This window comes from Natronorubrum marinum, assembly GCF_052040125.1.
Lineage (GTDB): Archaea > Halobacteriota > Halobacteria > Halobacteriales > Natrialbaceae > Natronorubrum.
The window spans coordinates 1,479,874-1,504,001 of sequence record NZ_JBPPFV010000001.1; the positions used below are offsets into that span (position 1 = coordinate 1,479,874).

Annotated in this window: 21 protein-coding genes and 1 tRNA gene; 5 read left to right on the forward strand and 17 right to left on the reverse strand. The window is 64.6% G+C overall.

The annotated features are described in order from the left end of the window. Window position 1 precedes the first annotated feature (1 nt). The 6 genes from ACSFC5_RS07320 to ACSFC5_RS07345 all read right to left on the reverse strand — a co-directional run bounded on the left by ACSFC5_RS07320 (window position 2) and on the right by ACSFC5_RS07345 (window position 9,556). Window positions 2–1,336 carry an AI-2E family transporter gene (locus ACSFC5_RS07320; RefSeq protein WP_440764563.1) on the reverse strand — a complete coding sequence of 445 codons (1,335 nt, stop codon included), beginning with the start codon at window positions 1,334–1,336 and terminating at the stop codon, window positions 2–4. Window positions 1,337–1,398: 62 nt separating this feature from the next. Then, window positions 1,399–3,870, reverse strand: coding sequence for a heavy metal translocating P-type ATPase (locus ACSFC5_RS07325; RefSeq protein ID WP_440764564.1), 2,472 nt, complete (start codon window positions 3,868–3,870; stop codon window positions 1,399–1,401). A gap of 27 nt (window positions 3,871–3,897) precedes the next feature. Next, a complete protein-coding gene (locus ACSFC5_RS07330) occupies window positions 3,898–4,713 on the reverse strand; it encodes a sulfite exporter TauE/SafE family protein (RefSeq protein ID WP_440764565.1) in 816 nt (271 codons plus the stop codon). Window positions 4,714–4,913: 200 nt separating this feature from the next. Next, entirely contained in the window at window positions 4,914–5,909 is a 996-nt protein-coding gene (locus ACSFC5_RS07335) for a M48 family metalloprotease (protein ID WP_440764566.1), read from the reverse strand. Window positions 5,910–6,087: 178 nt separating this feature from the next. Beyond that, window positions 6,088–7,425 carry a hydroxymethylglutaryl-CoA synthase gene (hmgB, locus tag ACSFC5_RS07340; protein ID WP_440764567.1) on the reverse strand — a complete coding sequence of 446 codons (1,338 nt, stop codon included), beginning with the start codon at window positions 7,423–7,425 and terminating at the stop codon, window positions 6,088–6,090. 100 nt (window positions 7,426–7,525) lie between these two features. Next, window positions 7,526–9,556, reverse strand: a complete 2,031-nt coding sequence (locus ACSFC5_RS07345; RefSeq protein WP_440764568.1) for a COG1361 family protein — start codon at window positions 9,554–9,556, stop codon at window positions 7,526–7,528. Window positions 9,557–9,752: 196 nt separating this feature from the next. On the opposite strand from ACSFC5_RS07345, the gene ACSFC5_RS07350 reads away from it, so the two are divergent. Continuing rightward, entirely contained in the window at window positions 9,753–10,502 is a 750-nt protein-coding gene (locus tag ACSFC5_RS07350) for a hypothetical protein (protein WP_440764569.1), read from the forward strand. 172 nt (window positions 10,503–10,674) lie between these two features. Here ACSFC5_RS07350 and ACSFC5_RS07355 read toward each other — a convergent pair whose 3' ends face one another. The 8 genes from ACSFC5_RS07355 to ACSFC5_RS07390 all read right to left on the reverse strand — a co-directional run bounded on the left by ACSFC5_RS07355 (window position 10,675) and on the right by ACSFC5_RS07390 (window position 16,992). Further along, window positions 10,675–10,905, reverse strand: a complete 231-nt coding sequence (locus ACSFC5_RS07355) for a hypothetical protein (protein ID WP_440764570.1) — start codon at window positions 10,903–10,905, stop codon at window positions 10,675–10,677. Between the two features lie 236 nt (window positions 10,906–11,141). After that, complete coding sequence (locus tag ACSFC5_RS07360) at window positions 11,142–12,350, reverse strand: sensor histidine kinase (RefSeq protein ID WP_440764571.1); 1,209 nt, start codon at window positions 12,348–12,350, stop codon at window positions 11,142–11,144. A gap of 442 nt (window positions 12,351–12,792) precedes the next feature. Beyond that, window positions 12,793–13,377 carry a DUF7110 family protein gene (locus tag ACSFC5_RS07365; protein ID WP_090303716.1) on the reverse strand — a complete coding sequence of 195 codons (585 nt, stop codon included), beginning with the start codon at window positions 13,375–13,377 and terminating at the stop codon, window positions 12,793–12,795. Between the two features lie 121 nt (window positions 13,378–13,498). Then, entirely contained in the window at window positions 13,499–13,843 is a 345-nt protein-coding gene (locus ACSFC5_RS07370) for a glutaredoxin family protein (protein WP_440764572.1), read from the reverse strand. An 82-nt stretch (window positions 13,844–13,925) separates the two neighbouring features. Next, entirely contained in the window at window positions 13,926–15,263 is a 1,338-nt protein-coding gene (locus ACSFC5_RS07375) for a PQQ-dependent sugar dehydrogenase (RefSeq protein WP_440764573.1), read from the reverse strand. 84 nt (window positions 15,264–15,347) lie between these two features. Continuing rightward, window positions 15,348–15,815, reverse strand: coding sequence for a DUF6691 family protein (locus ACSFC5_RS07380; RefSeq protein ID WP_440764574.1), 468 nt, complete (start codon window positions 15,813–15,815; stop codon window positions 15,348–15,350). Beyond that, window positions 15,816–16,370 carry a YeeE/YedE family protein gene (locus ACSFC5_RS07385; RefSeq protein ID WP_440764575.1) on the reverse strand — a complete coding sequence of 185 codons (555 nt, stop codon included), beginning with the start codon at window positions 16,368–16,370 and terminating at the stop codon, window positions 15,816–15,818. It abuts the gene before it with no gap. 157 nt (window positions 16,371–16,527) lie between these two features. Further along, on the reverse strand, window positions 16,528–16,992 hold the full coding sequence (locus ACSFC5_RS07390; RefSeq protein ID WP_440764576.1) for a response regulator: 465 nt from the start codon (window positions 16,990–16,992) through the stop codon (window positions 16,528–16,530). Window positions 16,993–17,235: 243 nt separating this feature from the next. Here ACSFC5_RS07390 and ACSFC5_RS07395 point away from each other — a divergent pair, with 243 nt between their 5' ends. Continuing rightward, window positions 17,236–17,589: a DUF7344 domain-containing protein gene (locus ACSFC5_RS07395; protein WP_440764577.1), complete on the forward strand. Its 354-nt coding sequence runs from the start codon at window positions 17,236–17,238 to the stop codon at window positions 17,587–17,589. A 48-nt stretch (window positions 17,590–17,637) separates the two neighbouring features. On the opposite strand, the gene ACSFC5_RS07400 is transcribed toward ACSFC5_RS07395, so the two are convergent. After that, on the reverse strand, window positions 17,638–18,435 hold the full coding sequence (locus ACSFC5_RS07400; protein WP_440764578.1) for a M14 family metallopeptidase: 798 nt from the start codon (window positions 18,433–18,435) through the stop codon (window positions 17,638–17,640). A gap of 141 nt (window positions 18,436–18,576) precedes the next feature. Continuing rightward, window positions 18,577–19,179: a DUF309 domain-containing protein gene (locus ACSFC5_RS07405; protein WP_440764579.1), complete on the reverse strand. Its 603-nt coding sequence runs from the start codon at window positions 19,177–19,179 to the stop codon at window positions 18,577–18,579. A 1,427-nt stretch (window positions 19,180–20,606) separates the two neighbouring features. Here ACSFC5_RS07405 and ACSFC5_RS07410 point away from each other — a divergent pair. From ACSFC5_RS07410 to ACSFC5_RS07420, 3 genes are read left to right on the forward strand one after another with little or no spacing between them, the layout of a single operon-like run. Next, window positions 20,607–21,557: an extracellular solute-binding protein gene (locus tag ACSFC5_RS07410; protein ID WP_440764580.1), complete on the forward strand. Its 951-nt coding sequence runs from the start codon at window positions 20,607–20,609 to the stop codon at window positions 21,555–21,557. After that, window positions 21,554–22,369, forward strand: coding sequence for an ABC transporter permease (locus ACSFC5_RS07415; protein ID WP_440764581.1), 816 nt, complete (start codon window positions 21,554–21,556; stop codon window positions 22,367–22,369). The genes ACSFC5_RS07410 and ACSFC5_RS07415 overlap by 4 nt, the downstream gene beginning before the upstream one ends. Then, the gene (locus tag ACSFC5_RS07420; RefSeq protein WP_440764582.1) at window positions 22,366–23,469 is read left to right on the forward strand and encodes an ABC transporter ATP-binding protein; all 1,104 of its coding nucleotides are present in this window, start codon (window positions 22,366–22,368) and stop codon (window positions 23,467–23,469) included. Before ACSFC5_RS07415 ends, ACSFC5_RS07420 begins: the two co-directional genes overlap by 4 nt. Window positions 23,470–23,965: 496 nt before the next feature. Here the strand turns inward: ACSFC5_RS07420 and ACSFC5_RS07425 are convergent. After that, a tRNA-Glu gene (locus tag ACSFC5_RS07425) sits at window positions 23,966–24,040 on the reverse strand. Between the last annotated feature and the right edge of the window lie 88 nt (window positions 24,041–24,128).

The following is a 24,128-nucleotide window of genomic DNA, read 5'->3' on the forward strand; positions in this document are numbered from 1 at the left end:
GTTATCGATCGGTATCGGTACCAGCCGCGGAATCGTTATCCGTCTCGGCTGGTCGGTCATCTTCGGCGTCGACCCCTGACTCCCCGCTCGAACCGGCCACGTCGGTCGATTCGAGGCTTGTCACGTCGGCTGATTCGGCACCGGTTTCGTCGCTCGAGCCGTCACCAGCGTCGACCGGGGCCTCTCGAGCACCGTCACCTCCCCCGTTTGATTCCTCGCCTACGTCCGTCCGGATGCCGGTTTCGTGCGCGGTGTCGACGGCCGGATCCTCGGTCTCCTCGCCGTCTTCGAGCCCCGGTTCCGCGCTCGTCTCCGCGGTCCGCTCTCGAGCGAAGGCGTCGAGCGTGACCTTCGCGCCGCCGAGGACCACGGGACCGACGAAGAGGCCGACCGCGCCGAAGACGACGATGCCGCCGAAGATACCGACGACGATGATGGCGGAGTTCAGGGCGCTCGTCCGACCGATGAGCGCCGGTCGCAAGTAGGTGTCGGAGGCGCTGACGACCGAGCCGTAGACGACGAGCGCGACCGCGCCGACGATATCCCCGGCGGCGAGCAGGTAGAGCGAGACCGGTACCCAGACGCCGAACGCCCCGATCAGCGGGAGGAGCGCGAGGACGAACGTCGCGACGGTGAGCAAGACGACGGCCGGCACGCCGAGGACGGCCAGCCCGATCCCCAGCGCGACCGCCTGAATCGCCGCGACGACGACGTTACCGACGACCGAGGCCCACATGAGCTGGTCCAGATCGGCGAGGAGTGCCCGCTGAATGTCGTCGTCGATCGGGAGCACGTGACGGATCCACGCGACGAGTCGATCGCCGTCTCGCAACAGCGCGAAGAGGACGAACACCGTCACGGTGAGCCCGATGAGCAGCCCCGGCAACCCGCTGACGAGTTCGATCCCGCTCGTCGCAAGCCCCTGTGCCGCCGTCCCGATCGGCTCCTGATACGTCTCGAACAGTTCGATGAGATCGTCGGGTTGGCCGATTACCTCGAGTCGCCGCTCGAGGTCGTCCATTCCGAGGGACCCGTCCTGGACGGCCGCGAGCACCTGAAGGGCTTCCCGGAGTGCGACCGCGAGAACGTACAGCATCGGCAGCAGTATCGCGAGGATGGCGACGACGACAAGCGTGAGCGCCGCGGTCATCGAGCCGACGGTGCGCTCGAGGCGGCGCTGGGCGGGCATAAGGATGTACGCGAGCACGACGCCGAGCAGGATATACTGCAGATACGGCAGGAGGATAAGGGTCGCGAGGACGGCACTCACGAGCGCGAGCAGCGTCAATCCGGTCCGTTCGGAGAGCCACTCCGCTCGGGTGGATCGATCGGGCATGGGCCACCATACGACCACCTAACAGATTACTGCACTGGAAGATTCTCGCTCGGTGTACCCGACTACGCCTCGTCGTCGAGCAGCGATCGCGAGGAGTTCGTGACGACCAGCAGGCTGCTGATTCCCATCGCGACTGCGGCGAACAGCGGGTTGAGCAGCCCCGTCACGGCGAGGGGGATCGCGATACCGTTGTAACAGAACGCCCACCCGATATTCCCTTTCACACGCCGGTCGGTCGCTCGAGCGAGGTCGAAGACGGTGTCGACGGACGACAGATCGTCGTCGACGAGGGCGATGTCCGCCGCGTCGGCCGCCATCGCGGTGCCGCCGCCGAGCGCGATGCCGAGGTCGGCGGCCGCGAGCGCCGGCGCGTCGTTGGTCCCGTCGCCGATCATGACGGTCTGGCCCCGGCGTTTGAGCCGTTCGACGGTCTCGGCTTTCCCCTCCGGCGGGACGCCCGCGAACACCAGATCGACGGCGGCGTGCTCGCGGAACCGATCCGCTGCGCGCGCGTCGTCGCCGGTGAGGACGACGACCTCGGTTCCGGTCTCGGAGATCGCCGTCAGCGTCTCCGCCCACCCCTCGCGCAGGTCGTCGCCGACGAGGATCACGCCCTCCGCCGACCCGTCTCGACCGACGGCGACCGGAACGCGCCCGGTGTCGCGACTTTCGGCGATTCGCTGTTCGATCGCGTCCGGAACCGCCCAGCCGCGATCGCGGAACAGGTCCGGGTGGCCGACGACGATCTCCTCGCCGTCGACGACGCCGAAGACGCCGTTTCGATGGCTCTCGAAGGACTCGACGCGTTCGGCGTCGGCATCGTCGCTATCGGCCCCACCAGTTTCGGAGTCGGTCACCGCGACCGTATCCTCCTCGACGGCTCCGCCGTCGGCGACCGGCCCCTCGGCGGCGATCGCCTCCCCGATCGGGTGGGCCGACTGGCGCTCGAGCGTCGCCGCCCGCTCGAGCAGGTCGGCGTCGCAGTCGGCGTCGACGACCGTCATGTCGCCGGTGGTCAGCGTCCCGGTCTTGTCGAAGACGACGGTATCGGCGTCGCGAAGCCGCTCGAAGACGCTGTCGTCGAAGACGACGATCGATCGCTCGAGGGCGTCGCGGATCCCCGCGGCGACTGCCAGCGGTGTCGCCAGCCCGAGTGCGCAGGGACAGGAGACGATCAGGACGGTGAGTCCGACGAGGAGGGCGGCGGTGACTCCGTAGCCGAGGATGAGGTAAACGACGGTGACGACCGTCGCGAGGACCAGCACGAGCGGGACGAAGATCGTCGCCAGCTTGTCCGCGAGCTTCTGGATGCCGTGGGTCCCGCTCTGGAGGTCCCAGACGAGTTCGCTGATGCGGTCGACGGTGCTCGTGGCGTCCTCGCCGACGCGGATCGTGAGGGTGCCGTCGGAGACCGTCGAGCCGCCGATGACGTCGTCGCCGCCGACCTTGGTGACGGGCAGGGACTCGCCGGTGACGACCGCCTCGTCGACCGCGGCCTCGCCGTCGACGACCGTGCCGTCGATCGGAATCCGCTCGCCGGCGCGAACGAGCACGCGCTCGTCCGGCTCGAGGTCGTCGACCGCGACGTCTTCCGTTTCGCCGGTCTCGAGGAGGCGTCTGGCTTCGTCGACCTGGACGGCCGTCAGGTCCGAGAGGCGCTCGGTCGCCTTCCGCTTGATTTCGGACTCGTAGTAGCCGCCGACGGAGACGATGACGACGATCGCGACGGTCACGTCGTAGTAGATGTGCGGGCCGCCGACGGCGATCGAGAGCGTGCTGTAGAGGTACGCGCTGACGGCCGCGATCGCGACGAGTAGGTCCATGTTCGGCGAGCGCGTCTTCACGGCGACGTAAGCCCCCTGCAGGATCGGTTTGCCGGTCACGGCGAGTACGATAGTGGTGAGCGCGCCGATGACGATGTAAAACGGCGTCGCGAGGTCGCTCGCCAGCGCCTGCGTGAAGAACTCGGTCGTCCGCTCGTCGTAGAACAGCCCGCCGAAGTAGGTGGGGTAGATGATGAGCAGGTACTGCAGCATCACCGTCATCCCCATGAGCACGCCGACCGCGATCCGTCCCGTGGCCCAGTTGTCGGCTCGGCGGCGGCTGATCGAGTCCTCGCGGTCGTAGGCGCTGTACCCGAGTTGGCTGATTTCGGTTTTTAGCTCCTCGACGGAGGCGACCGCGGGATCGTGGTCGATCCGCACCGTGTCGGTGACGTAACTGGAACTGACCGAACTCACGCCGTCGGCCTCGCCCGCGACCGACTCGATGAACGCCTCGCAGGTCGCACAGTACATGCCGTCGACCTCGAGGAACGTCGTCTCGCAGCCGTCGGGGACGACTCGTTCCTCGGAGTCGTCCTCGCTCGAGTCGGCTCGCGCGTCGCGGACGTCGTCGGCCTCGACCGACTCGATGTCGCCGAGGGCGTCGTACACCTCGCGGCAGCCCGCACAGCAGAACGCCTCGCCGTCGGCAGTCACGCCGCTCTCTTCGACGGGCAGTTCACACAGCGTACAGGCGGGTTGGTTCGACATGGATGATCGTGAGTTCCGTGAGCGTCGTCAGTGGGTTTCGTGGCCGCCGGTTCCGAGGCCGTCGTAGAACGGCAGTTCGGGGTGGGGGACGTGGATGCCCAGGCTCATCAGCCCGTGGGCGAAGAGCACGTAGCCCAGTGCGACGAAGGCGACCCCGAGCAGTCGGTGGACCCGTCGGCGGTGGGCCACGTCGACCGAATCGATGATCGTCCCGTAGGCGAAGACGGCCGGCACCGTTCCGATCCCGAGCGCCGCGAGCGCGAGCGCGCCCCTGATCGGCGAGCCGGTCGCGAACGCGTAGAGGAACGCCGGGTAGAGGATCGGACAGGGGAGCAGTCCGTGCACCGCGCCGAGACCGACGATGCCGGGGCCGTTCGCGAGTCGGTCGACGTGTCCCGCGAGCCAGCCGGTGAGTCGCTCGAGTCCGGGGAACGAGATCCCGCCGGTCGTCCGCCCCAGCGCGTAGTAGACGCCCGTTACGATGACGAATCCGCCGACGAGGAGCCCGACCGCGCCGCGGGCGACGTCGACGGCCGGCGTCAACTCGGCGGTTGTGACGAACAGCAGGCCGCCGAGGGCGCCGAAAAAGCCACCCAGGAGGGTGTAGCTCGCCGTCCGGCCGAGGTTGAACAGCGCGTGCTGGCGAACCTCGTAGGTCGAGAGGTGGCCCGCTCGCCCGGCGCTCGAGGCGGTCGCGGTCCCCCCGTCTGTCGCGGCGCCGTCCATCCGACTCGCGTAGACGGTCACGAGCGGGCCGCACATCCCGATGCAGTGGGCACCCGCGAGTAGCCCGATGAGCAGGAACAGCGCGACGTCGACGCCGAGGAACGTGAACGGGTCCATAGCTTTACTCTCGAGGTGATCGTTGGTCGTCCTAGTCAGCCAACAGTGTAGTGCGTTTCGCTCGAGGAACGGGTTTCGAGGATCGTACTTCGAGGTGCGCCGGTCGTAAGGAACGCACCGATGCACTCGAGCGGTTCCCTACGAATCGGCCGTTCCCTCGGTGACATTCGACTATCACCGACGAGATTCTGAGACCGCTACTATCCCTCGCGCTCGAGCGCCGCGAGCGACTCGAGTCGTTCCGCCGTCGGTGGGTGCGTGCCGAACAGCCAGCGCTGGAGGCGGTGCAGACGCGTTCGGAGCCACCAGTACGACGGCTCGATGTCGCCCTCGGGACCGAGCATGACCTTCTCGAGTTTTCGCGGCTCGAGAGGGAGAATCGACAGCGAAGAGACGCCCGACACCTCGCGGAGATCCCGCTTCGGCGTGTCGGCGATCTCCGCATCTAACCGGCGGAGCGCGCTGGCCACCGTCGCCGGCGAGCCGGTCACTTCCGCGGCGGTCCGATCGGCCGCGCGCTCTCTGACCCGGGAGAGGCGGGCCGTGATCGCGCTGCCGACGATCCAAACGACTGCCGCGAGGAGCCCGATAATAGGCGCCACGAACGGAACCACCGCGGCGACGATCGATTCCGAACTGGGCTCGTCTATCCGTTCGAGTCGCGATCCCAGACCGTCGGCGAGCACGACGGGCAGCGAGACGACCGTCATCACCATCGCGTCGCGGTTCTTCACGTGAGCGAGTTCGTGGGCGATCACCGCCTCGAGTTCGTCGTCTTCGAGCGTCCGCACGGTTCCGAGCGAGAGCACGAGATGGACGTTGTCGGGCCGGAAGCCGACCGCCAGCGCTTCGGGCGCGCCCCGCTCGGAGACGGCGATCGTCGGCACGGGGATGTCCAATTGCGCGGCGACGCGCGTCGTCACGTCGTACAACTGGGGTGCCGTCTCCCGATCCACCGGGTGGGCGTCCGCAAGTCGTTCGATCGTCTCGAGGTGGGTGTACTCGAGGTAGCCGATCGTCAGTAGCGTCACCGTCGTCGCAACGAACGCCCCGTGCGCCGCGGGTCGGATACCAAACAGCACGAGCGTGCCGTAGAAGACGACCCAGACGCCCGCGAGCAGACCGATCGTGGCGATCACGAGGCCGAGGAGGGCGAGAACCATCCCGACGTAGAGGCGGATCGACGGGGAGGGCATACTCGTCTCATTCGAACAACGGGTCAAAAATGTTGATTACCCAGAGCGTCAGTGAGCGACGGCGGCGGATTCGTACAGTACTGGTGAGAACGTATCGCTGCAGCATCCGTGCGACCGGGCTATTGACCCGCGAGTAGAGAGCGGTTCGCCTCTGTCGAACCCGAGGTGGAAACAGTTCCTACTCGACGTATCGATACTTCCGCTCGCCCATTCGCCCCCAGCCGTCGAAGACGAACTCGGACTCGGGTGCCGTGAACTCCTCGACGTCGACGTCCATGTCGTGGTTGTGGACGTCGTGAATCTCCTCGTAGTCGTCCCAGCTCATGTCGTACCGGTTCTCGAGCTGTTCGTCGACGTTCAGCGCCTCGATTTCGTCCGTCCAGCCGTCCTGAATCGTCTCCGCGTGGCCCTCCGCCTGCGCGCCGGAGCCGTAGGAGCCGACGAGGAGCTTGCTGCCCGCGAGGTCGAGATCGTTCTCGAGGCCGTGTTTTAGCGCGCTCACGCGGGCGACGTGGACCGAGCCGGTGTACCAGTTGCCGACCTCCCGGGAGAGGGTGAGGGTCGGATCGATCGTCGCCTCGTACCACTCCTGGTAGGTCTCGGTGTCCTTGAGCGCGTCCATGTACTCCCGCAGCGCGTCGTGGAACGCCTCGTCGTCGTCGAACGCTTCGGCGCGGGGCTGGCGACCGATCTCCTCGGCCAGTTCGTCTTCGATGCTGGTGTCGCGGATCATGTGCCGGTAGACCAGCATCCCGGCCTTGCGGACCATCCCCGGGAACGGGGTGTGGAACGGGATGTAAGCGAACTGGTCGGGGTGGGTTTCGCCGGCGACGCTCTCGAAGTCCTCCAAGGCCTCGCGCATGCGGGCGAGGTACACCTGCACGGAGCGTTTGCCGTCGACGGAGGGGAACTGCTGGTTGGGCTTGAGGAAGTCCGTCTCGTCGGCCGAGCCGTAGCCCTGCTCGGTCGAGAGTTCGACCAGGTTGGGGTCCTCGCTGATGAGCATCGCGACGGCACCGGCACCCTGGGTCGCCTCGCCGGCGTCACCGCGGGCGTACAGCGCCGTGTCGGTCGCGATGACCAGCGCCGAGCGACCGCGATTTCGGCCGGCCTGGATCCAGTTGAACGCGTCGTCTAAGCTCTGGGTCCCCGCGATACAGGCGAACTTCCGCTCGCCTTTGTTCGCGTGGTGGAAGTCCTCGCCGTAGACCTGCTCGAGACAGCCAGCGATGTACGTCGAAACCGGCTTCGAGTTGTCGAATGCGCTCTCGGTCGCGACGTCGATGCGACCGATATCGTCGGGCTCGAGGCCCTTGCGTTCCATCAGCCGGTGGGCGGCGTTTGCCCCCATCGTGACGATGTCTTCGTAGCTGTCGGGAAACGAACTGGCGTTGAGACCGAGACCCTTCGTGTACTTCTCGGGATCCTCGCCTTTCTCCGGCGCGAAGGTCCCGGGCAAGTCGAGTTTGAGATTCCCGGTCCAGATTTCGATGGCGTCGATACCGACTGCAGTCATGCATCGAGAATGCAGGCCGAGCTACAAGATATTGTCGTTCGAGGTTTCGACAGCTGTCGATCTAATCGTCGCTGTCTGCGAACGGTTCGTACAGATCCGACTACCCAGCGTACTCGACCGTCTCCGTTCGGATGATCTCGCTCTCGCCGTCCGAGACGGTGACGGTGACCGTGTACGTCTGTGCGTCGGGATTTCCCCTTACCCTGAGTTCGGTCTCTCCGCTTGCGGTCGTCCCGGATACGTCGACCCGTTGGCTATCGACCTCGTCGCCGGCTTCATTTTCGAGCGAGACCGTCACCGTCTCGAGCGCGCCGTCGCTGTCGCTGACCGTCCAGTCGACGTCGAGATCGACCTGATTTCCGCTCTGGTCGTCGACCGTGAATTCGTCGACACTGAGCGTATCCGGTTCGGCGTCGACGGTGACAACCTCGCTGTCCGACGGGGCGCTGAACCACCCGCTGGCCGTCACTATAATCGTTCGATCACCTGCATCACCCGAGTTGGTTTCCCAGGTAAGCGTCACTTCACCGTCTTCGTTGACAGACGTTGCGTCGACGACGTCGCCGTCGACCTCGAGCGTGACGTCCGCTCCCCACGTCTGCCTCACGTCCGCGGTTACCTCGAGCGTCTCGCCTTCAGTCACCGGGGCGTTCGTGTTGACAATTCGGACGTCGAGCAAGTCGTCGAGTTCGTACACCTCTGCGGTGCTAACCACACCGTCTGCGTCTTCGTCGGTCGCGCCGCGAACGTCGATTTGGGGCGAATCGTCGCCCTGCGTCCGGTAGGTCAGGGTAACCGTCTCCGTCTCGCCGGTTCCGATCGTCTCCTCGCTGCTGTCGACCTCGTCGAACGAGCCGTCTCGATCACCGTCAACTAGCAGGGTGACGTTCTGCGTTCGGTCATCCGCATGCAGGTTTTCGACGGTGATCTCGACATCGAGGTCGGCACCCGCTTCGACGGGATCCAGGGGTTCGACCGACCGAACGACGACGCCCTGCCTGACGTCGACCGTGATCGACTCGCCGCTCCCGCCACTCGAGACGAACAGATCGAACGTCCCGTCACCCGTCGCCTCGAGTTGGACCGTGCCCGCATCCCGGTCTTCGTCGAAGGACTCCATCGTTACGTTACCGGTCGTCTCGTACGCGAAGTCGAACGACGCCGCTTCAGCGTCCGCGATCGCCTCGAAGCTCGCGACGGAGCCGCTGCTGACGTAATAGTTACAACCAGCCTCGCTGTCGCAGGTGGCTGCGCCGCCACTGACGCCGTCGAAGGAGATGTCGTACTGGCCGGTCGTTCGGTTACCGTCGCCAGAGGAGCGGTCGCTCCTGATACTGAATCCGCTGTCCGAGCTGCCACCGGAACCGACCCCGACGCGGGCGATCTCGAGTTCGAATTCCGTCTCCAGTTCGATCGTGACCGTGTCATCGTCGGGGTCGCTGTCGACGTGGCGTACGCCGTCAGTGTCGTCGATTTCGGACGTCCAGCGGTCGATCCGTTCGGTCGGGAGCGTGAGTTTCGTCCCGGACTCGAGCGTCTTCGTTCGCACCGGATCGAGCGATTCGACGCTCACCGATGCCGTTCCGGACGTCTGCTCGTGGAGGTCGCCGTCGAGGAGCAAGAGCGTGATCCGTTCGCTCCCGATCAGCTGTTGCTCGCCAACGGAGACCGCCGCGTCGTCGAACTCGTTGTAAACCAGGGAGTGTTCAACGACGGTTCGCGGCGCGTTCTGGTACTCGTGGTAGCCGGGTTCGTACACCAACTGGCGCGTCTCGAACGTGTCGTCGGCCGCCGAATTCGGGTACTCGATCGTCACGTTGGATTCCGATTCGATCGTCTGCAAGGTTCCCGTCGGGTGCGGCGGATTGACCGCGGCAACCCGCGACTCGTACTGTGTCCCGAGTTCAATCGAGACCCCCTGTGTGGTCCCCGTCGTTCCTGTAGTCAGGATCGAATCACGCAACTCGAGGAGATCCCCTTCGACCCGCTCGTTGTGGTCGAACTCGACCCCGCGGTTCTGCTCCGGAACGGCGTTGACCTGGTAGAGCGCGAGCGCGGAGAAGACGATCGCGAGCAGCAGTATCGCCCCGATCTGGACGGTGACCGCTCGGTCGTCTCCCCGACGTATCATACCCGTGAATAATCTCCAGAGTGTAAACGTGTACTGGCCGCCACGGGCTACGTGGCGTGCGAGCCGGTCGCCGATAACGGTGTCCGCGTCGCCGAACCGTCCCGTAGACGGCGCTCGAGTCGTCGAGTCACCGGTCGGTCGTGCGTGGCTGAAGGCAGTGGCTTACTATGTGCTGACTCGGGCTACCAGCAGTCGAATGAGACCCGCGGAAGAGCGGTTCACGAGGCACCTGATCGAGGGCGAATCGGTGCAGGATCTCACGTCCGGAACGCTGCTCGAGGATCCCGTTCGCGGCGCCGCAGCGGTCGGTGCGACCGACCGACGGATGTTGTGTGTTTCGAAAACGGGTGGGTTCGTCGACGTCAGCTACGACTACATCTGTTCGATCGAAAGCCAACGGCGAACCAGAACGACGTATCGGCCCGGGGACGAGAACGACCGGCTGCTCCCTCTTGTAGGCGGTCTCCTAGCGCTGGCCGCACTCGCCGTCGTCGTCGCCGCCAGCGTCCCCCTCGACGGCTTCGTCGGCGCCCTTACGGTCGGTCTCGCGGCCGCGACGGTCACCCTCGGGAGCGCCGTCGAACACGTCCGCACGCAGACCAACCGAGCGTACGGGCCGGTGTTCGTCGGTGCCGGCGTGCTCACACTCCTCGCGCTCGTTGGTGTCGTGCTCGTCGCACCGACCGTGTACGTTCCGCTGTACCTGCTCGTGACGCTCGGCGGATGCGGGCTGGTAGCCTACGCGGCCCGTCACCGGGAGCACCTCAGCGGTCCCGGACTCGAGCGCCACCCCAAGATCCACCTCAGCATCAACACGATCGACGGCGAGACGGTTCGGATCGCGATCGACGGCGAGACGCGTTTCGACCGCGAACTCAGCGCGTGCATCCACCGGTACGAGGGCTCGACCATCGACCGAGTCGTCGCCGGAACTCCAACGGAGTGAGTCCGTGTCCGGCTGCGTCGAGACGCCGGACCGCGTCGACGGAGCGGACAGCGGTAGTTATCGATTACCACACTGGAATCGGTTCGTCCTCGAGATAGTCGGCGATTACGGATCGTTCGTCACCGGCCGAGAGGGAGCGAACGATATCGTTTGCCGTTTACGCCCCCGGCGGTCAGTCGTCGTCGGTATCCGGAACGGAGTCGGAGTCGGAGTCGGAGTCGTTCGAGGCAACCTCGATCGCGTTCGGGACCTCGAGTTCGTCCTCGTCGCGCAGGAACAACGACCGCTGGGTGCCGAACGCGATCACCGCTGCCACTGCGATCGCAAACCCGGCCCCGAAGACGACGGTGTCGAGTTCTTCGAAGAAGCCATCCGCTAGACGTTGTCGATCTGAGTCGGTCATTAAGTAGAGAGGATGTGACGTCGTTATGAGTATCGGGTGGGTCGATTATCGAGCGGCTCGAGTAACCACACATCGAGTACGGGCAAGTGTGCTGGGCTTGCACCGACGAGCGAATACCTGTGTTGCGAATCGGCACCGAGTGTCCGGGTCTCGATCAGCGTTGAAGCGACAGTAAGTCATTGTCAGTGCAACCGCGACCGCCCCGCGGTTTTGGTACATCGTTACAGGGGGCCGTATCAGTGGCTACCGCACTCGTTCACGTTGACGTTCGTGATCTCGAGACGGACACCGCCGGCTTCTGAATCCGTAATGCTGACGTCCCAGCCGTGGGCGTCGACGATTTCCTTGATAATCAGGAGACCGTAGCCAGTTCCCTTATCGGACGTGGAGTAGCCGGCCTCGAACACCTGCTCGTGTTCGGCTTCGGGGATACCCTTCCCATCGTCGGCGATGTAAAACCCGTTTTTCTCGTCCAGCAGCCCGACCCGGACCGTGACGTCCTGGGTTCCGTGTTCCACTGCGTCCTCCGGAGTTTGCGACCGAGGGCTTGTCGAACCGTGTTCGACAGCGTCTGCAGAACCGCCAGGTTCTGCATGGCTCGTGGAGCCGTGCTCCACGGCGTCCTGCCGAGTGGACGAGGCAGGCCTTGTCGAACCGTGTTCGACAGCGTTCCGAAACGCATTCTCGAAGAGCTGACCGACGAGACTCCCATCGGCCTCGATCGTTCCGAGATCGTCCATCTCCGCGAGCTGACCTCGATCGTCGTCCGTTATCTGCCAGGCCCGTCTGGCTGTTTCCGCGAGATCGACGGATTCGGTCGTTTCAGCCGCTTTTCCGATCCGAGAGAGGGTCAACACGTCCGTGATGATCTCTTCGATTCGAGTGAGCGCCTGGCCGACTACGTCGAGGTACTTATGACTGAATTGGTCCGTGACGAGGTCGAGATACCCCTTCGCGGTGGTCAAGGGGGAACGAAGATCGTGAGAGAGGATATTGGCGAACCGTTCGAGGCGTTCGTTCTGTCGCTCGAGTTCGAGTTCGGCGCGTTTTCGATCCGTGATATCGATCGTGACGCCGACCACTTCGGGGGCCTCACCCGGGGCACTCTCGAGCGGGAAAACACGAACTTCGACCCATCGAAGCTCGCCATCGGGATAGGTGACACGATGTTCTGTCTGGACGGACTCCCCGTTTCGGATTTGCTCATCAGCACCTGCCATCATCTCTGCGACCAGGTCACGATCGTCAGGGTGAGTGGACTCGATAACGACGGACATATCCTCCATTACGTCTTCGACGGGACGGCCGTAGATCTCTTCGAACGCGGGACTCATGTAATCGAATCCGGATACGTCTCCCGACCAGACGGCGATGCTCTCGAGCCGATCGACGAACTCGTGGAAATCAGCACGATCCGTCAACTGTTGCTGGAAGGGGTGTGACATATGACCAAAGATTGTACTGCAGTTGAAATAGCTCTGGTGGGGAAATCTGGCGACAAACGTATCAAGAGCGACGAATTACCGACCTGAGTTGTGATAATATATTTTCTTTTACAATAGTCTCGTATTACGCCTGTTCACGGACATGGACGATCTCCCAGCGAACAGGCTGAGTTCCCGGGGTCATTCAGAAGAGGCTTCGCTCCTCCGTGACTGAGCGAAGCGACGCTAAGCGGGAATCGTGTTACGGGCGATGGTAGAAAATGCGGACGTCTTCCTCAGTGGGAGAGGAACAATATCTATCGTCCGAGAGCTATCTCGAAGAGAACGAGGTGTAAATAGCCCAATTAGTACTTGATCGGTTTTCCCGTGAGATGAGTCTATAGCTCACTTTGGGAATTATCGGCGTCGTAAAGCTGAGCGAGTGTAGAACGCTTCTATACGCTCAGTCGCTGATGAACTTGTTGTCCCGCCAGTTGACGCCGCTCTGTCCGGAGGCGTTCTCGCCGGGGCCTTCGACGACTTCGATGTCGGCCGGACGGGGTTCGCCCTCGACAATTCGGGTCGCCTCGAGGTCGCCGTCGCGCTCCGAAATCGCGGTCAGCGTTCCCTTCTCTGCGGCCTCGGCGATTCCACAGAGGACGAGGAACATCTGGTACTGCAGCAGCGAGTTCTGGAGGACCGTCTCGCGGTCGCCCTTGAACGCCGCGAACTCGACGAGTTCGGATTCGATCTCCTCTTCTTCCTCCTCGTCCCAGCTAAAGGACTTCTGCCGTCGCTCGTCCGGATCCTCCTCGTAGACCCGGTTTTCGGTGACGCTGGCTTTCAACTGGGCCGTCGGCGTGTACTTGCTCACCGACTCGTCCTCGGCGACGGCCTTGAGAATGAGCGTGTTGTTTCGCCGCGTTATCTCCACGTCGGCGACGCCATCCGGGTACGTGGCCTCGTCGATGTGCTCGCGAAGCTCTTCGAGGGGCAGTTCGAGGGTCGAGTGCAGCCGATATACGTGTCTGGATTCCTCTGTTGACATAGTGGGATGGTCTGCGGCGATAGTCGCTGGTGGCTAGTACGAGTGCGTGACTTATATGACCTGCTATTGAATACGTGGTCGATTCAGCCGGATAAATTTAATCGACAGTTCGGCGTTCGGATTACGCCGTCTCGAGCGTCTCGGCCAGTTCGCCGCGCTCCTCGAGTTCCTCGAGCACGTCCGAGCCGCCGACGAACTCGCCATCGACGAACGTCTGGGGGATCGTCTCCCAGCCGCTGTGGCGGTTGAGGGCGGTTCGATACTCGTCGAGCGAGTCGAGGACGTCGACGACTTCGACCTCGTCGCGGTGCTGGGAGATGAGTCCGAGCGCCTTGCGGGAGTAGCCACACTGGGGCATCAGTTCGGTCCCCTTCATGAAGAGGACGACCTCGTTGTCGGCGATGAGTTCGTCGACCTGTTCGTCGACTTCGTCCTGATCGAGACCCTGATTCGGTGGGAAGTCCATACTCGACACATGTCGGCGAAGGGGGATAGACCTTGCGTCATCGCCGCCGGACGACCGGCGGCGCGGACGAAACGACCCCCATTCAGGCCGGATCGAGGCGGACGATCCGGTCGTCGTCCTCGAGCGGGAACTCGCCGCTCGCCCGACCGTCCCGATTGGACGTAAGCAGGTAGAGCGCCCCGTCCGGGCCGGGTTCGACGTGTCGAAGCCGACCGAACTCGCCCTCGAAGAGGGTGTGCGCCGTCGCCTCGAATCGGTCGTCGAGCCAGTCGTCGGCGTAGCGGGTTCCGTCGTCGGCGTCGGATTCACCGTTGGACTCGTCCACACCGTCGCCCGCCGGCCGCAACGCCACGGCGTACAGCGCGTTCGATCCGAGTCCGGCGACGAGGACGTGATTCGTCCACGCCTCGATCGCATCGTCGTCGTAGAACGCGAGTCCGGACGGTGCCCACGTCGTCTCGGGACCGGTGTTGACCACCGGCGGCGTCGCCTCGTCGTGTTCGTCGTAGCTGTCGTACTCCGGGTCGTCCGGTCCGCCGCGGACGACATCCCAGCCGTAGTTACCGCCGGGCCGGAGGATCGACAGTTCGTCTCGAGCGGCGGGGCCGTGTTCGGCGATCATTGGCGTCCCCTGCGGGGTGAAGTCGATCCCCTGGGGGTTTCGGTGGCCGAGCGTGTACGTCCGCGGGTCGCCCTCGTCGCCCCAGTCGACGGGCTCCGAAACGGGATCGCCGTCGGGCGTCACTCGGAGCACTGCGCCGGCGCGGGAGCCGGGATCCTGCGTGAGCGCCGGCTTCTCGGCGTCGCCGGTCAGTACCCAGAGCGCGCCGCCGGGACCGAACGCGATTCGGCCGCCGTTGTGGGTCGCCGCGCCCGGCATGTCGTCGAGAATCGGCTCGAGGTCCTCGGTCTCCAGATCGTAGCGAACGACTCGGTTTCCGGTTCCGCCGTCGTCGATCGTGTAGTAGACGAACAGCTCGGAGGTATCCGGATAGTCGGGATGGACGGCGATTCCGAGCGTGCCACCCTCGCCGGGGGCCGCTCGATCCGGAAGGTCCTCGGCCTCGAGGATCGTTTCGCCGTCGTCGGGACCGAGCGGCGTGCCGTCGGTTTCGGCGAGTTCGTCCGCGTCGAACCGTCGCACGCCGCCGTCGCGCTCGGTGACGAAGGCGCCGTCGTCGGCGAACGCGAGATCCCACGGAATCTCGAGGCCAGCGACGACAGTCGTCGCATCGACGTCGTCCTCGGCGGGCGTGGCGTCCGCCGGACGCCAGTCCGGTTCGGACCAGTCGTCGTCCGGGGTCGCCTCGGGCGTGGCGAGTCCCAGATCGTCGGAGCCGAAGTCCGTGAGACAGCCGGACAGCGGGGCGAGCGAGAAACCAGTTACCGCGAGCACGCGTCGCCGTGTCGAGGGTGCCATACTCGACACGAAGGAGCCGAGACGGGTGAACGCTGCGGTGAATTCGAGTCGATTCAAACCGATCCCGAGGATTGCGAAAAGCGGTCAGTCCGCGGCCGTTGCGGGCGATTCGCTTTCCGCGCGCGCCGAGCGCCAGTAGCCCTGGACGTACGCGCCGACGAACATGCCGGCGATCCCGTAGAGGATGAAAATGTTTCCGACGCCGAGGCTGGCGTAGGCCGCACCGGGACAGATTCCCGAGAGTCCCCAGCCGACGCCGAAGATGCCGCCGCCGAGGACGACGTTCGCGTCGAGCGTCTTGAGTCGACGACTGTAGATTGCTCCCGTCAGGGGTGCCTTGCTTCGGAACTGCGTCACGCCGAAGAAGGTAATTCCGGTCACGACGGCCGCACCGAACATGACGAACAGCAGCCCGAAGTCCTCGAATTGCAGGAAGTTCAGGACGACCTCGGGCTGGGCCATGTGGCTGAACCCGAGTCCGAAGCCGAAGATCAGTCCGCCGACGAACACCAGCGGCAGGAACAGCGGGTGTTGCTCGTGTTCGGCTGCCATCTACGGGCTCACCCCCGTCGCCGCCACCAACTGGGCGACGCCGATCGCCACCAGCAGGAACGTCGCGACGCCGACGAACGACGCGCTCGAGGCCGATCCGACGCCACAGACGCCGTGACCGGAGGTACAGCCCTTACCGAGTCGGGTCCCGATACCGATGAGGATGCCGCCGAGGAACAGCCGCCAGGGCTGGACCTCCGTCAGCCAGATCGTCACTCCGCCGACCTCCCGAAGTTCGCCGGTGGCCGCACCCGGCTGGAGGCCGCTCGAGAGGAGCCCGGACTGGAAGGTCAGCGCGTAGACCGCCGCGCCGGCGACGATACCCAGCGTGAAGACGACGCGCCAGTCGCGCGACGCGCGATACCGTTCGAACCGGGCGAGACTCGAGCCGTAGGAGAGCGTCGACTCGAGGAACGTACTCGCACCGGCGGGAATGCCGGTGCCGAGGTAGATCACGGCGACCCCGAGACCGACGAGCAGGCCGCCGATCACGTAGTGGCTGATCCCGTTGGGGAACAGCTCCGCGACCATGGCGACGATAAGCGTTGCAGTCATCGTTCTCCGGAAGGGAGTGTGGGGGTATCAAAGCTACCGACGCGGGGAAAATTGTGTCCATCTCGGAGCGTCTCGCGAACGGATCGACGCGATCGGGGGCTAACGTCGCTCGAGGCGGCCGGCGTCCTCGGTCGCTCGAACCGGCCCGCGTTCCGGCTTAGCTGCCCTCCCCGCCAGCCGGTAGTTTGGCAACCGAGAGCCAGAAGTCGGTGTACACCCCGATGGTGTCCATGAACTCACCCGGCTCGACCGCCTTGTGGAGACAGGCGTTCGCGTGGTTTTCGTAGGAGCGGACGACGTCTCCCTCGTCTTTCGAGCCGGTCAGGACGGTGACGGGAATGTGCTTGAGATCCGGATCGCCTTTCACCGCCGTCAACACGGTCTCGCCGCTCGTCCGCGGAATGTTCCAGTCGAGTAATACCAGGTCCGGTCTCGGCGCGGCCGCGTGATCGCCGCGCCGATAGAGAAAGTCCATCGCCTCGTCGCCGTCGGAAACGACGTGCAGCCGATTGGGGTTCGGACAGTCCCGAAGCGCTTCCTCAACGAGCCGTGCATCCCCCGGGTTGTCCTCGATCAACAACAGCTCTGCCGGCCGCGTCGGATGCGAGGACGAATCGCTCATACGCCGGTCGTTGGATCCGACGACGGATGAAAGCACTGCCTGAACGCGGTGACTGTCTCGATATCGCACCGATTGTCGCAGCAACTAGTCGGCGCGTACGGAGCGCCGAATCGCGAGAACCGCGCACGCTCGTACCGGAATGGTCAGTTCCCTCGAGACGTTGCAAACGCACGCAGTGCTGTGGTCCAAGGACTTTAGGTGTCCCACCTATGTCCGTGTGCCCTGTGGGGTACGGTAGTGGAGATGGATCAACGGGACGCGTTTCGAGTGCTCGCAAGTGCGGACCGACAGTTCGTTCTCCACGAGCTAGTCGACCGCGACGGATCGATATCCGTCGACGCGCTCTCGAAGGCGGTCGCCGCGCGGCGACACCGCGTTTCGACCGAGGCAGTGAGCGACGCACAGACCGACCGCGCACAGGTCCGACTGGTCCACCTCCATTTCCCCCAATTGATGGAACGGAACATCATCACGGTCGACTGGGCCGACGACGAGGTTTCGCTGGCCGATACCGAGCACGTCGACGTCCTGCTCGAGGCCGCCGAGGAACTCGAGCCGTGGCCGCCGAACGATATGCCGGGACGGTACTCCTGGTAGCTCCGATATCGGTCGTCAATACCGACGGATACGCGAAAAGTCGAACGCTCAGTCCGCGGCCGGCGACGGCGTCAGCACGTCGATTTTCTCTGCGGCGTAGCCGAAGACGTTTCGATAGCCGTTCGGTGACATGAGCACCGGGTAGAACGGCTCCTGTGCGACCTGCGTATCGCCGTCGGCGGCCGCGAAGGGGTCACCGGGCTCGACTTCGGCGAAGTTGTCGACGAACACCTCGTAGGTGTCGGCTCGCTCCTTCCGAATGACGTCGGTGAGACGGTAGACCGGCAGATCGCGGGCGACCGTGTCGCCGGGTAACGCGCCGACGGCCGTCAGGAACGCTCGCGTCAGGCGGTCGGCGTTCTGGGCGGCCGTCTCGGAGCCTTGTAGTCCGCACTCGACTTCGATCGTGTCGATCTCGGAGAAGAGCCGTCCCTCCGCGAAGTTGCTCGTCTCGACCATCGCGGCCACCGGAAGCTGTGGGACCAGGTCGGTCGCCGTCTCGCTGAGTTGGTTGACGATCGCGAACGGCTCGGCGTGGCTCTGCGTCGAGTGCATCGAGAACGCTAAACAGCCCCCGAGTTCCTCGATGAGTTCGTCTGCGAGCCGGCCTTCGTGAGTCTCTGCGTCTGGATCGCCCGGGAATGCGCGGTTGAGATCCTCGTCGACGAACCGTACCTGACGCTCGAGCGCCGCCTCGTTGACGACGACGAGTTTGACGGGCCGTTCGACGGTCGGGCGTTCGTCGAGCAGCCGTTTGACGGCGCGGACGCCACAGGGTTCGTCCCCGTGAACGCCCGCGACGACGGCGATCTCCGGCGTTCCCGACCCGAGCTGTGCAACTCTCATTGTCCGCTAGTTGGTCTCGGTAGCAAAAGGCGATTCGGTCTCTCACGCACGCGAGAATTCAGGGTTACGAACTCGTTGCTACTTGTCACGGTACGGTGTGGCATCTTCGAAGCCGTCACCGCCTCGAGCACCGTCGACCTGTCACTCCTCGAGCCCGTCGACGTACTCGAAATCGACCGCCCGAGCGGTCGGTCGCTCCCCGTCAATAGGGATCCGCCACTCGTCGATTCGGCCCGGGTCCTCGATCGCGTTCGTCAGCGTCGTCCGGACCTCGAGCAGGTCCACGCCGTAGTAGTCGCGGGGAATGCCCCGTAGGTACTGGAGTGCGGTTCGAAAGAGCGACCGCATCCCCTCGACGTTTCCTCGCGGGCGTCGCTCGCTTACGGGCTCACCGTTCGCTTCGTCGAAGCCCTCGCAACGCTCGCGCCTCGTACCGCCCGAGCGGCCCGCGGACCGTCGCTCCGCGCTCTCGTCGAAATCGGCGCGTTTGTACGCGCCAGCGGCGACCTGGACCATCCCGTGCAGAAACGCGCTCTCCTCGGTTCCGCGGCCGTAGTTGTACCACTCGAGTTCGAAGCAGTCGTGACTCTCGTGGTAGGCCCCGCCGTTGAACAGTCGGACGCCGTGGATCGTCGCTCGACGGAGCGTCGCGTGTTCCCAGCGGCCCTCAGCGGCGTTCCAGCCCGTCGGCGCGGTCCCGTCGGGTGGTGGGGCCACCGACGGGTCACTGGTGTGATCATCCATACGTGATCGTGACCGAGCCGACGGGTAATTCCATCGCCGCGATCCCCGGACGGGGCGTCGAGCGCATATCCAGTGGCAACTGCAACGGTTCACACACTGATCGTCGACCCGTCTGGCGATCAGGTGTGCACTGACTCGCAGCGGATATTATAATGTCGCCAGTGGAATAGCCGAGCGTTTATTTCAGTCCGATTCCTTCACAGTGCTAGATGAGATATCCCATCGGTTGCTGTCGGCACTGCGGAGAGCGCCTATACGGGCACATCGAAGGCGATTACCAGTGTCTGAACTGTAACCGACGGTACGAAGCAACCGAGTTCGAACGGCAAGCGGCCTGAAACGCCGACGCTGTCGACCCGGCGGATCGAACGAACGATCAGCGACGGGAACGCGGTTGACAGCCGTCGAGGGCGTCTACCCGGCGTACCGGTGGCTCGTCCCGTCGGCGATCTCGAGACGAACTGCACGAACCGGTCAGTACAGTGGCGAGCGCGCTCGCGAATGTGGTCGTTTCGCTCGCGTCGGCGGTGAGTGCTCGTTCTCGAGAGCGCCATACTCGAGGTATTGGCCTGAGCAGTCGACTGTCAGTGCCCCGAAACCGGCACTGATCGACCGATTGTCCGCTCGGTACACTGTCGGACGTCTCCGTTGTCAATACAACCATACACCTCTTGCAAAGAGAGACGCATCGTTCGCACGTGCAATCGATCGCACAGGTACACGAAACCGCTACTGCCACCCTCGAGCGTCGAGGATATCACCGACGTCGAGACGCGGCACAGTGTCTCCGAGCGGACGACGCCCCGCTCGGGACGAGTACCGTTGAGACGGCGACACAGGTCCGTCGATCGCTGTATGACGGCTCCGCCGCGGATACGGCGGGCGGGAACTGCGTTGCGTACGGAGGGGGACAGACAGTCGGATCGCCAAACCGACCCGACGAGTTCGAAGACGTTCGATCCGCGACCACCCTCGTCCATGTCACAGTCTAGCGAGCGGCCGAAAGTGGCTGCCCGGTGCTGTGAGTGCGGAGCCGTCTACTCCGCGTGGATCCTCGCCGACGAGACGGTACAACCGATCGGGCGGAAAGACGGCTGTCGATGCGGTGGAAATGCGTTCCAATCGATCTCGACGGAGTGAACGCTGGCAGCAGGCGGGCACGATGGCATACCGGCTTCGGTCGGTCACCGTCAGTGACTCACAGCGACCGTCGATTCATCCGGTGCATCCTCGACGAGTCTTCGGACGGTTTCGACGACCCGCGTTCCAAGCTAACGGCGTCGGAATAACGGATGTCAGTTACGAACGGAGCGTCGACCATCGTTCTACTACCGAATACGTTCGTACTCGAAACTAGTATTGGTTATGTTCCAAGGGACTAGGAACTGAAGGTGGTTATATGTACGACCGAGTCCGAACAACACTGTATGAACACCCCTGGCGACCGCGTCGGACGCCGGATGAGTCGCCGTTCGGTGCTCGCGACGACCGGGACGGTCGCCGGGTTCGGTATCGCGGGCTGTCTCGGAAGTACGGCCACCTCGGTACGTCTGCTGGCAGCGGGGAGTCTCGCCCGGACGTTCGAGGACCACGTCGGTCCGGCGTTCAGGGAGGAGACGGGGATCGAGCTTCGCGGCGAGTACTACGGCGCGAACGCCGTGATGCGAATGGTCGAAGACCGGACCAAACACCCCGACGTCGTCGTCAGCGCCGACGCGACGCTGCTCCGCGATCGGCTGTACGACGAGTTCACCGATTGGGACGTCGCTTTCGCGACCAACAGCATCGGGATCGGGTACGCCGAGGGGTCGACGTTCGGACGGCGACTCGAGGACGGCGAGGCGTGGTACGACCCGGCTCGAGAGACCGACGAGGGCGACCTCGCGATCGGCGATCCGAACCTCGATCCGCTGGGCTATCGCGCCGTTCAGGCGTTCGATCTTGCCGCGACGGAGTACGGTCTCGACGGGTTTCGCGAGGACATGATGGCCGTCGTCTACGAGGAACCGGACGAGCCACAGCTCATGATCGGCGTCGAGAGCGGCTCGCGCGCCGGTGCGATCGTCTACCGGAATATGGCTGTCGATCACGGAGTCCCCTTTCTCGAGTTCCCCGACGCCTACAATTTCGCGGACCCCACATTGGCCGACCACTACGCGACGGTCGAGTTCACGACGGACGAGGAGGGATACACGGCCGAGGGTCGTCCAATCCTCTACAACGCGACGGTCACTGACGACGCGGACGAACCGGACGCCGGCCACCGACTGATACAGTTCCTCGTCGATCGGCCGGACCTCCTCGAAGAGGCGGGATTGACTGTCGGAGCGAGCGTCCCCATCCCGAACGGTGCGGTTCCGGAGGCGGTCGACGTATGAGTCGCTCCGAATCGGCTCGTCTCCGGCGGATACAAGCGCCAGAACTGCTCGTTCCCGCGACGCTCGGCGGACTCATCCTCGTCTACTTCGCGCTCCCGTTCGTCACCTTTCTCTCTCGGACGGGGACGGCGACCGTCGTCGCCGGGCTGTCGTCGCCCGAGGCACGGGTTGCGATTCGCAACTCGCTGCTCACCGCGCCGGTTTCGACCGCGATCGCGACGATCCTCGGCGTACCGCTCGCGTACGTCCTCGCCCGAGCGTCGTTCCCCGGAAAGCGCCTCGTCGAAGCGCTGGTGATCCTGCCGCTCATCGTCCCACCCGTCGTCGGTGGCGCGATGATTATTACTGCGGTCGGGCGGTTTACGCCGATCGGCTCCGCCGCGGCCGCCGCGGGAATCCCCCTCACCGACAGTCTGGTGGGGGTCGTCCTCGCCCAGACGTTCGTCGCCGCGCCGTTCGTGATTATCACCGCTCGAGCGGGCTTCGGCGCCGTCGACGAACGCCTCGAGCAGGCCTCCCGGTCGCTCGGCTACGGCCCGCTCGAGACGTTCTGGAACGTCTCGCTTCCGCTGGCTCGCGGCGCGATCCTCGCCGGGATAAGCCTGACGTTCGCTCGAGCGATCGGCGAGTTCGGCGCGACGATGATGGTCGCCTACAATCCGCGGACGATGCCGACGCGCATCTGGGTCGACTTCATCACCGGCGGGATCGATGCGATCGTCCCGCTCGCGCTCGCCCTGTTCGCGATCACGCTCGTCGTTCTCGCGGCGGTCCAGCGGTTCGGTCGGGTTCCGACGGTGATCGGTCGATGATGCTCGAACTCGAGTCAGTTAGCCACCGATACGGGACCGAACTGGCCGTCGACGACGTCTCGTTCGGCGTCGCCGAGGGCGAACTCGTCGCGCTGCTCGGCCCGAGCGGCTGTGGCAAGACGACGCTCGTCCAGGCGGTCGCCGGTCACGTCCGTCCGACCGCGGGCCGGGTGACGCTCCGCGGCGCGGACGTCACCGACGCACCGCCCGAATCCCGGGGGGTGAGCGTCGTCTTTCAGCAGTCGACGCTCTACCCCCACATGACCGTGGACGAGAACGTCGCCTACGGGCTGAAAGCGCGCGGCGTCGAATCGGATCGACGGGCAGACGTCGTCTCGGAGTACCTCGAACTCGTCGACCTCCTGGATCAGCGCGACGCCTACCCGTCGGAACTGAGCGGCGGGCAGCGACGACGGGTCGAACTGGCTCGAGCGGTCGCCCCACAGCCCGACGTGCTCTTGCTCGACGAACCGCTCTCGGCGCTCGACCGATCCCTGCGCGAACGCCTCCGCGATGAAATCGCCCGCATTCAACGGGAAACCGGCGTCACGACCTTGTTCGTCACGCACGACCAGGCGGAGGCGATGACCCTCGCCGACCGACTCGTCGTGATGGACGACGGCAGCGTCGCCGGCGTCGGGGAACCGCGGACGCTCTACGGGTCCCCACCGACGCCGTTCGTGGCCTCCTTCCTCGGTCGGTCGAACGAACTCTCGGCGACCGTCGTCCGACAGGAGCCGCTGACGCTCGCGCTCGGCGGGCAGGAGGTCGTGCTGTCCGACTCGAGAGTCGACGTTTCGACCGGTTCCGCCATCTCGTGTCACGTTCGGCCGGACGATCTCGCGCTGGGCACTGGCGGCGCACCCGGTTCGGACGGCCCGGCAGTGTCGGTGCCGGGAACGGTGACTCGTGTCGTCGATACGGGCCGCCGCTACGACGTGACCGTCCGACTCGAGACCGAGACGGAGGTCGTCCTCGAGCAGACCGAGACGCCGCCAGCGACGGGCGAGTCGGTTTCGGTGGGACTGCTCGAGGCGGACCTGACGATATTCGGTGCCGATCAGCGCGACCGTCTCGGTGTCGACGTCTCGAGCATCTGAGCCCGTAATCGGCGACAGGTTCGATTTTCGCTCGAGAGAATTCCGCTTTCGTCTTGTTGGTTCTACAGTTCGTGGTCTCGATAGGATCGAGCTCGAGGGATCCGGCGTCACCTCTCCGAGAGTACGAAGCCCGACAACGCTCCCGAAATCCTACGAGCCGACCAGGAGATCATCGTCGTCCTCGTCGTCAGCGTCATCTTCGGTTTCCTCGATCGCCTCCTCGACCTCGTCCTGTGTTGCCTCCTCGAATTCGTCTCCCATTCTAGTGCTAGATACGAGTACGAGGACATTATGACCGATGAGCGTTTTCACGGTCAGATAATGTCATGCGTGGCGACTCTCGTGTAACATGTCGTCCACTCGTATTGTGACAGTCTCTGCAAACCGTGCTCCGTCAGGGATTTGAACCACGCCCAGACGTGCTCGCTTCGCTGCGCGCGACTGGTCTGATTCAAATCCCTGAGCGTCCGCTTTTTGCTCACTACGATCGCAAAAATGCTCCGTCAGGGATTTGAACCCTGGTCATCGGCTCGAAAGGCCGAAATGATTGGCCGGACTACACCAACGGAGCGTTCACTTCGTTCACGCACCGAGCCTCGACGGACTTCGTCCGCCTCAACAACGGAGTGTGTCTTACTCTGCAATCAGTCATTGCCGAG

Excerpts from the sequence above, each read along its gene's own strand:
- ACSFC5_RS07345 (WP_440764568.1), bottom strand. The coding sequence starts at position 9,556 with ATGATACGTCGGGGAGACGACCGAGCGGTCACCGTCCAGATCGGGGCG.
- hmgB (WP_440764567.1), bottom strand. The coding sequence starts at position 7,425 with ATGACTGCAGTCGGTATCGACGCCATCGAAATCTGGACCGGGAATCTC.
- ACSFC5_RS07410 (WP_440764580.1), top strand. The coding sequence starts at position 20,607 with ATGAACACCCCTGGCGACCGCGTCGGACGCCGGATGAGTCGCCGTTCG.
- ACSFC5_RS07350 (WP_440764569.1), top strand. The coding sequence starts at position 9,753 with ATGAGACCCGCGGAAGAGCGGTTCACGAGGCACCTGATCGAGGGCGAA.
- ACSFC5_RS07330 (WP_440764565.1), bottom strand. The coding sequence starts at position 4,713 with ATGGACCCGTTCACGTTCCTCGGCGTCGACGTCGCGCTGTTCCTGCTC.
- ACSFC5_RS07385 (WP_440764575.1), bottom strand. The coding sequence starts at position 16,370 with ATGACTGCAACGCTTATCGTCGCCATGGTCGCGGAGCTGTTCCCCAAC.
- ACSFC5_RS07415 (WP_440764581.1), top strand. The coding sequence starts at position 21,554 with ATGAGTCGCTCCGAATCGGCTCGTCTCCGGCGGATACAAGCGCCAGAA.
- ACSFC5_RS07360 (WP_440764571.1), bottom strand. The coding sequence starts at position 12,350 with ATGTCACACCCCTTCCAGCAACAGTTGACGGATCGTGCTGATTTCCAC.
- ACSFC5_RS07335 (WP_440764566.1), bottom strand. The coding sequence starts at position 5,909 with ATGCCCTCCCCGTCGATCCGCCTCTACGTCGGGATGGTTCTCGCCCTC.
- ACSFC5_RS07405 (WP_440764579.1), bottom strand. The coding sequence starts at position 19,179 with ATGGATGATCACACCAGTGACCCGTCGGTGGCCCCACCACCCGACGGG.
- ACSFC5_RS07355 (WP_440764570.1), bottom strand. The coding sequence starts at position 10,905 with ATGACCGACTCAGATCGACAACGTCTAGCGGATGGCTTCTTCGAAGAA.
- ACSFC5_RS07390 (WP_440764576.1), bottom strand. The coding sequence starts at position 16,992 with ATGAGCGATTCGTCCTCGCATCCGACGCGGCCGGCAGAGCTGTTGTTG.
- ACSFC5_RS07420 (WP_440764582.1), top strand. The coding sequence starts at position 22,366 with ATGATGCTCGAACTCGAGTCAGTTAGCCACCGATACGGGACCGAACTG.
- ACSFC5_RS07395 (WP_440764577.1), top strand. The coding sequence starts at position 17,236 with ATGGATCAACGGGACGCGTTTCGAGTGCTCGCAAGTGCGGACCGACAG.
- ACSFC5_RS07320 (WP_440764563.1), bottom strand. The coding sequence starts at position 1,336 with ATGCCCGATCGATCCACCCGAGCGGAGTGGCTCTCCGAACGGACCGGA.
- ACSFC5_RS07400 (WP_440764578.1), bottom strand. The coding sequence starts at position 18,435 with ATGAGAGTTGCACAGCTCGGGTCGGGAACGCCGGAGATCGCCGTCGTC.
- ACSFC5_RS07365 (WP_090303716.1), bottom strand. The coding sequence starts at position 13,377 with ATGTCAACAGAGGAATCCAGACACGTATATCGGCTGCACTCGACCCTC.
- ACSFC5_RS07375 (WP_440764573.1), bottom strand. The coding sequence starts at position 15,263 with ATGGCACCCTCGACACGGCGACGCGTGCTCGCGGTAACTGGTTTCTCG.
- ACSFC5_RS07380 (WP_440764574.1), bottom strand. The coding sequence starts at position 15,815 with ATGGCAGCCGAACACGAGCAACACCCGCTGTTCCTGCCGCTGGTGTTC.
- ACSFC5_RS07325 (WP_440764564.1), bottom strand. The coding sequence starts at position 3,870 with ATGTCGAACCAACCCGCCTGTACGCTGTGTGAACTGCCCGTCGAAGAG.
- ACSFC5_RS07370 (WP_440764572.1), bottom strand. The coding sequence starts at position 13,843 with ATGGACTTCCCACCGAATCAGGGTCTCGATCAGGACGAAGTCGACGAA.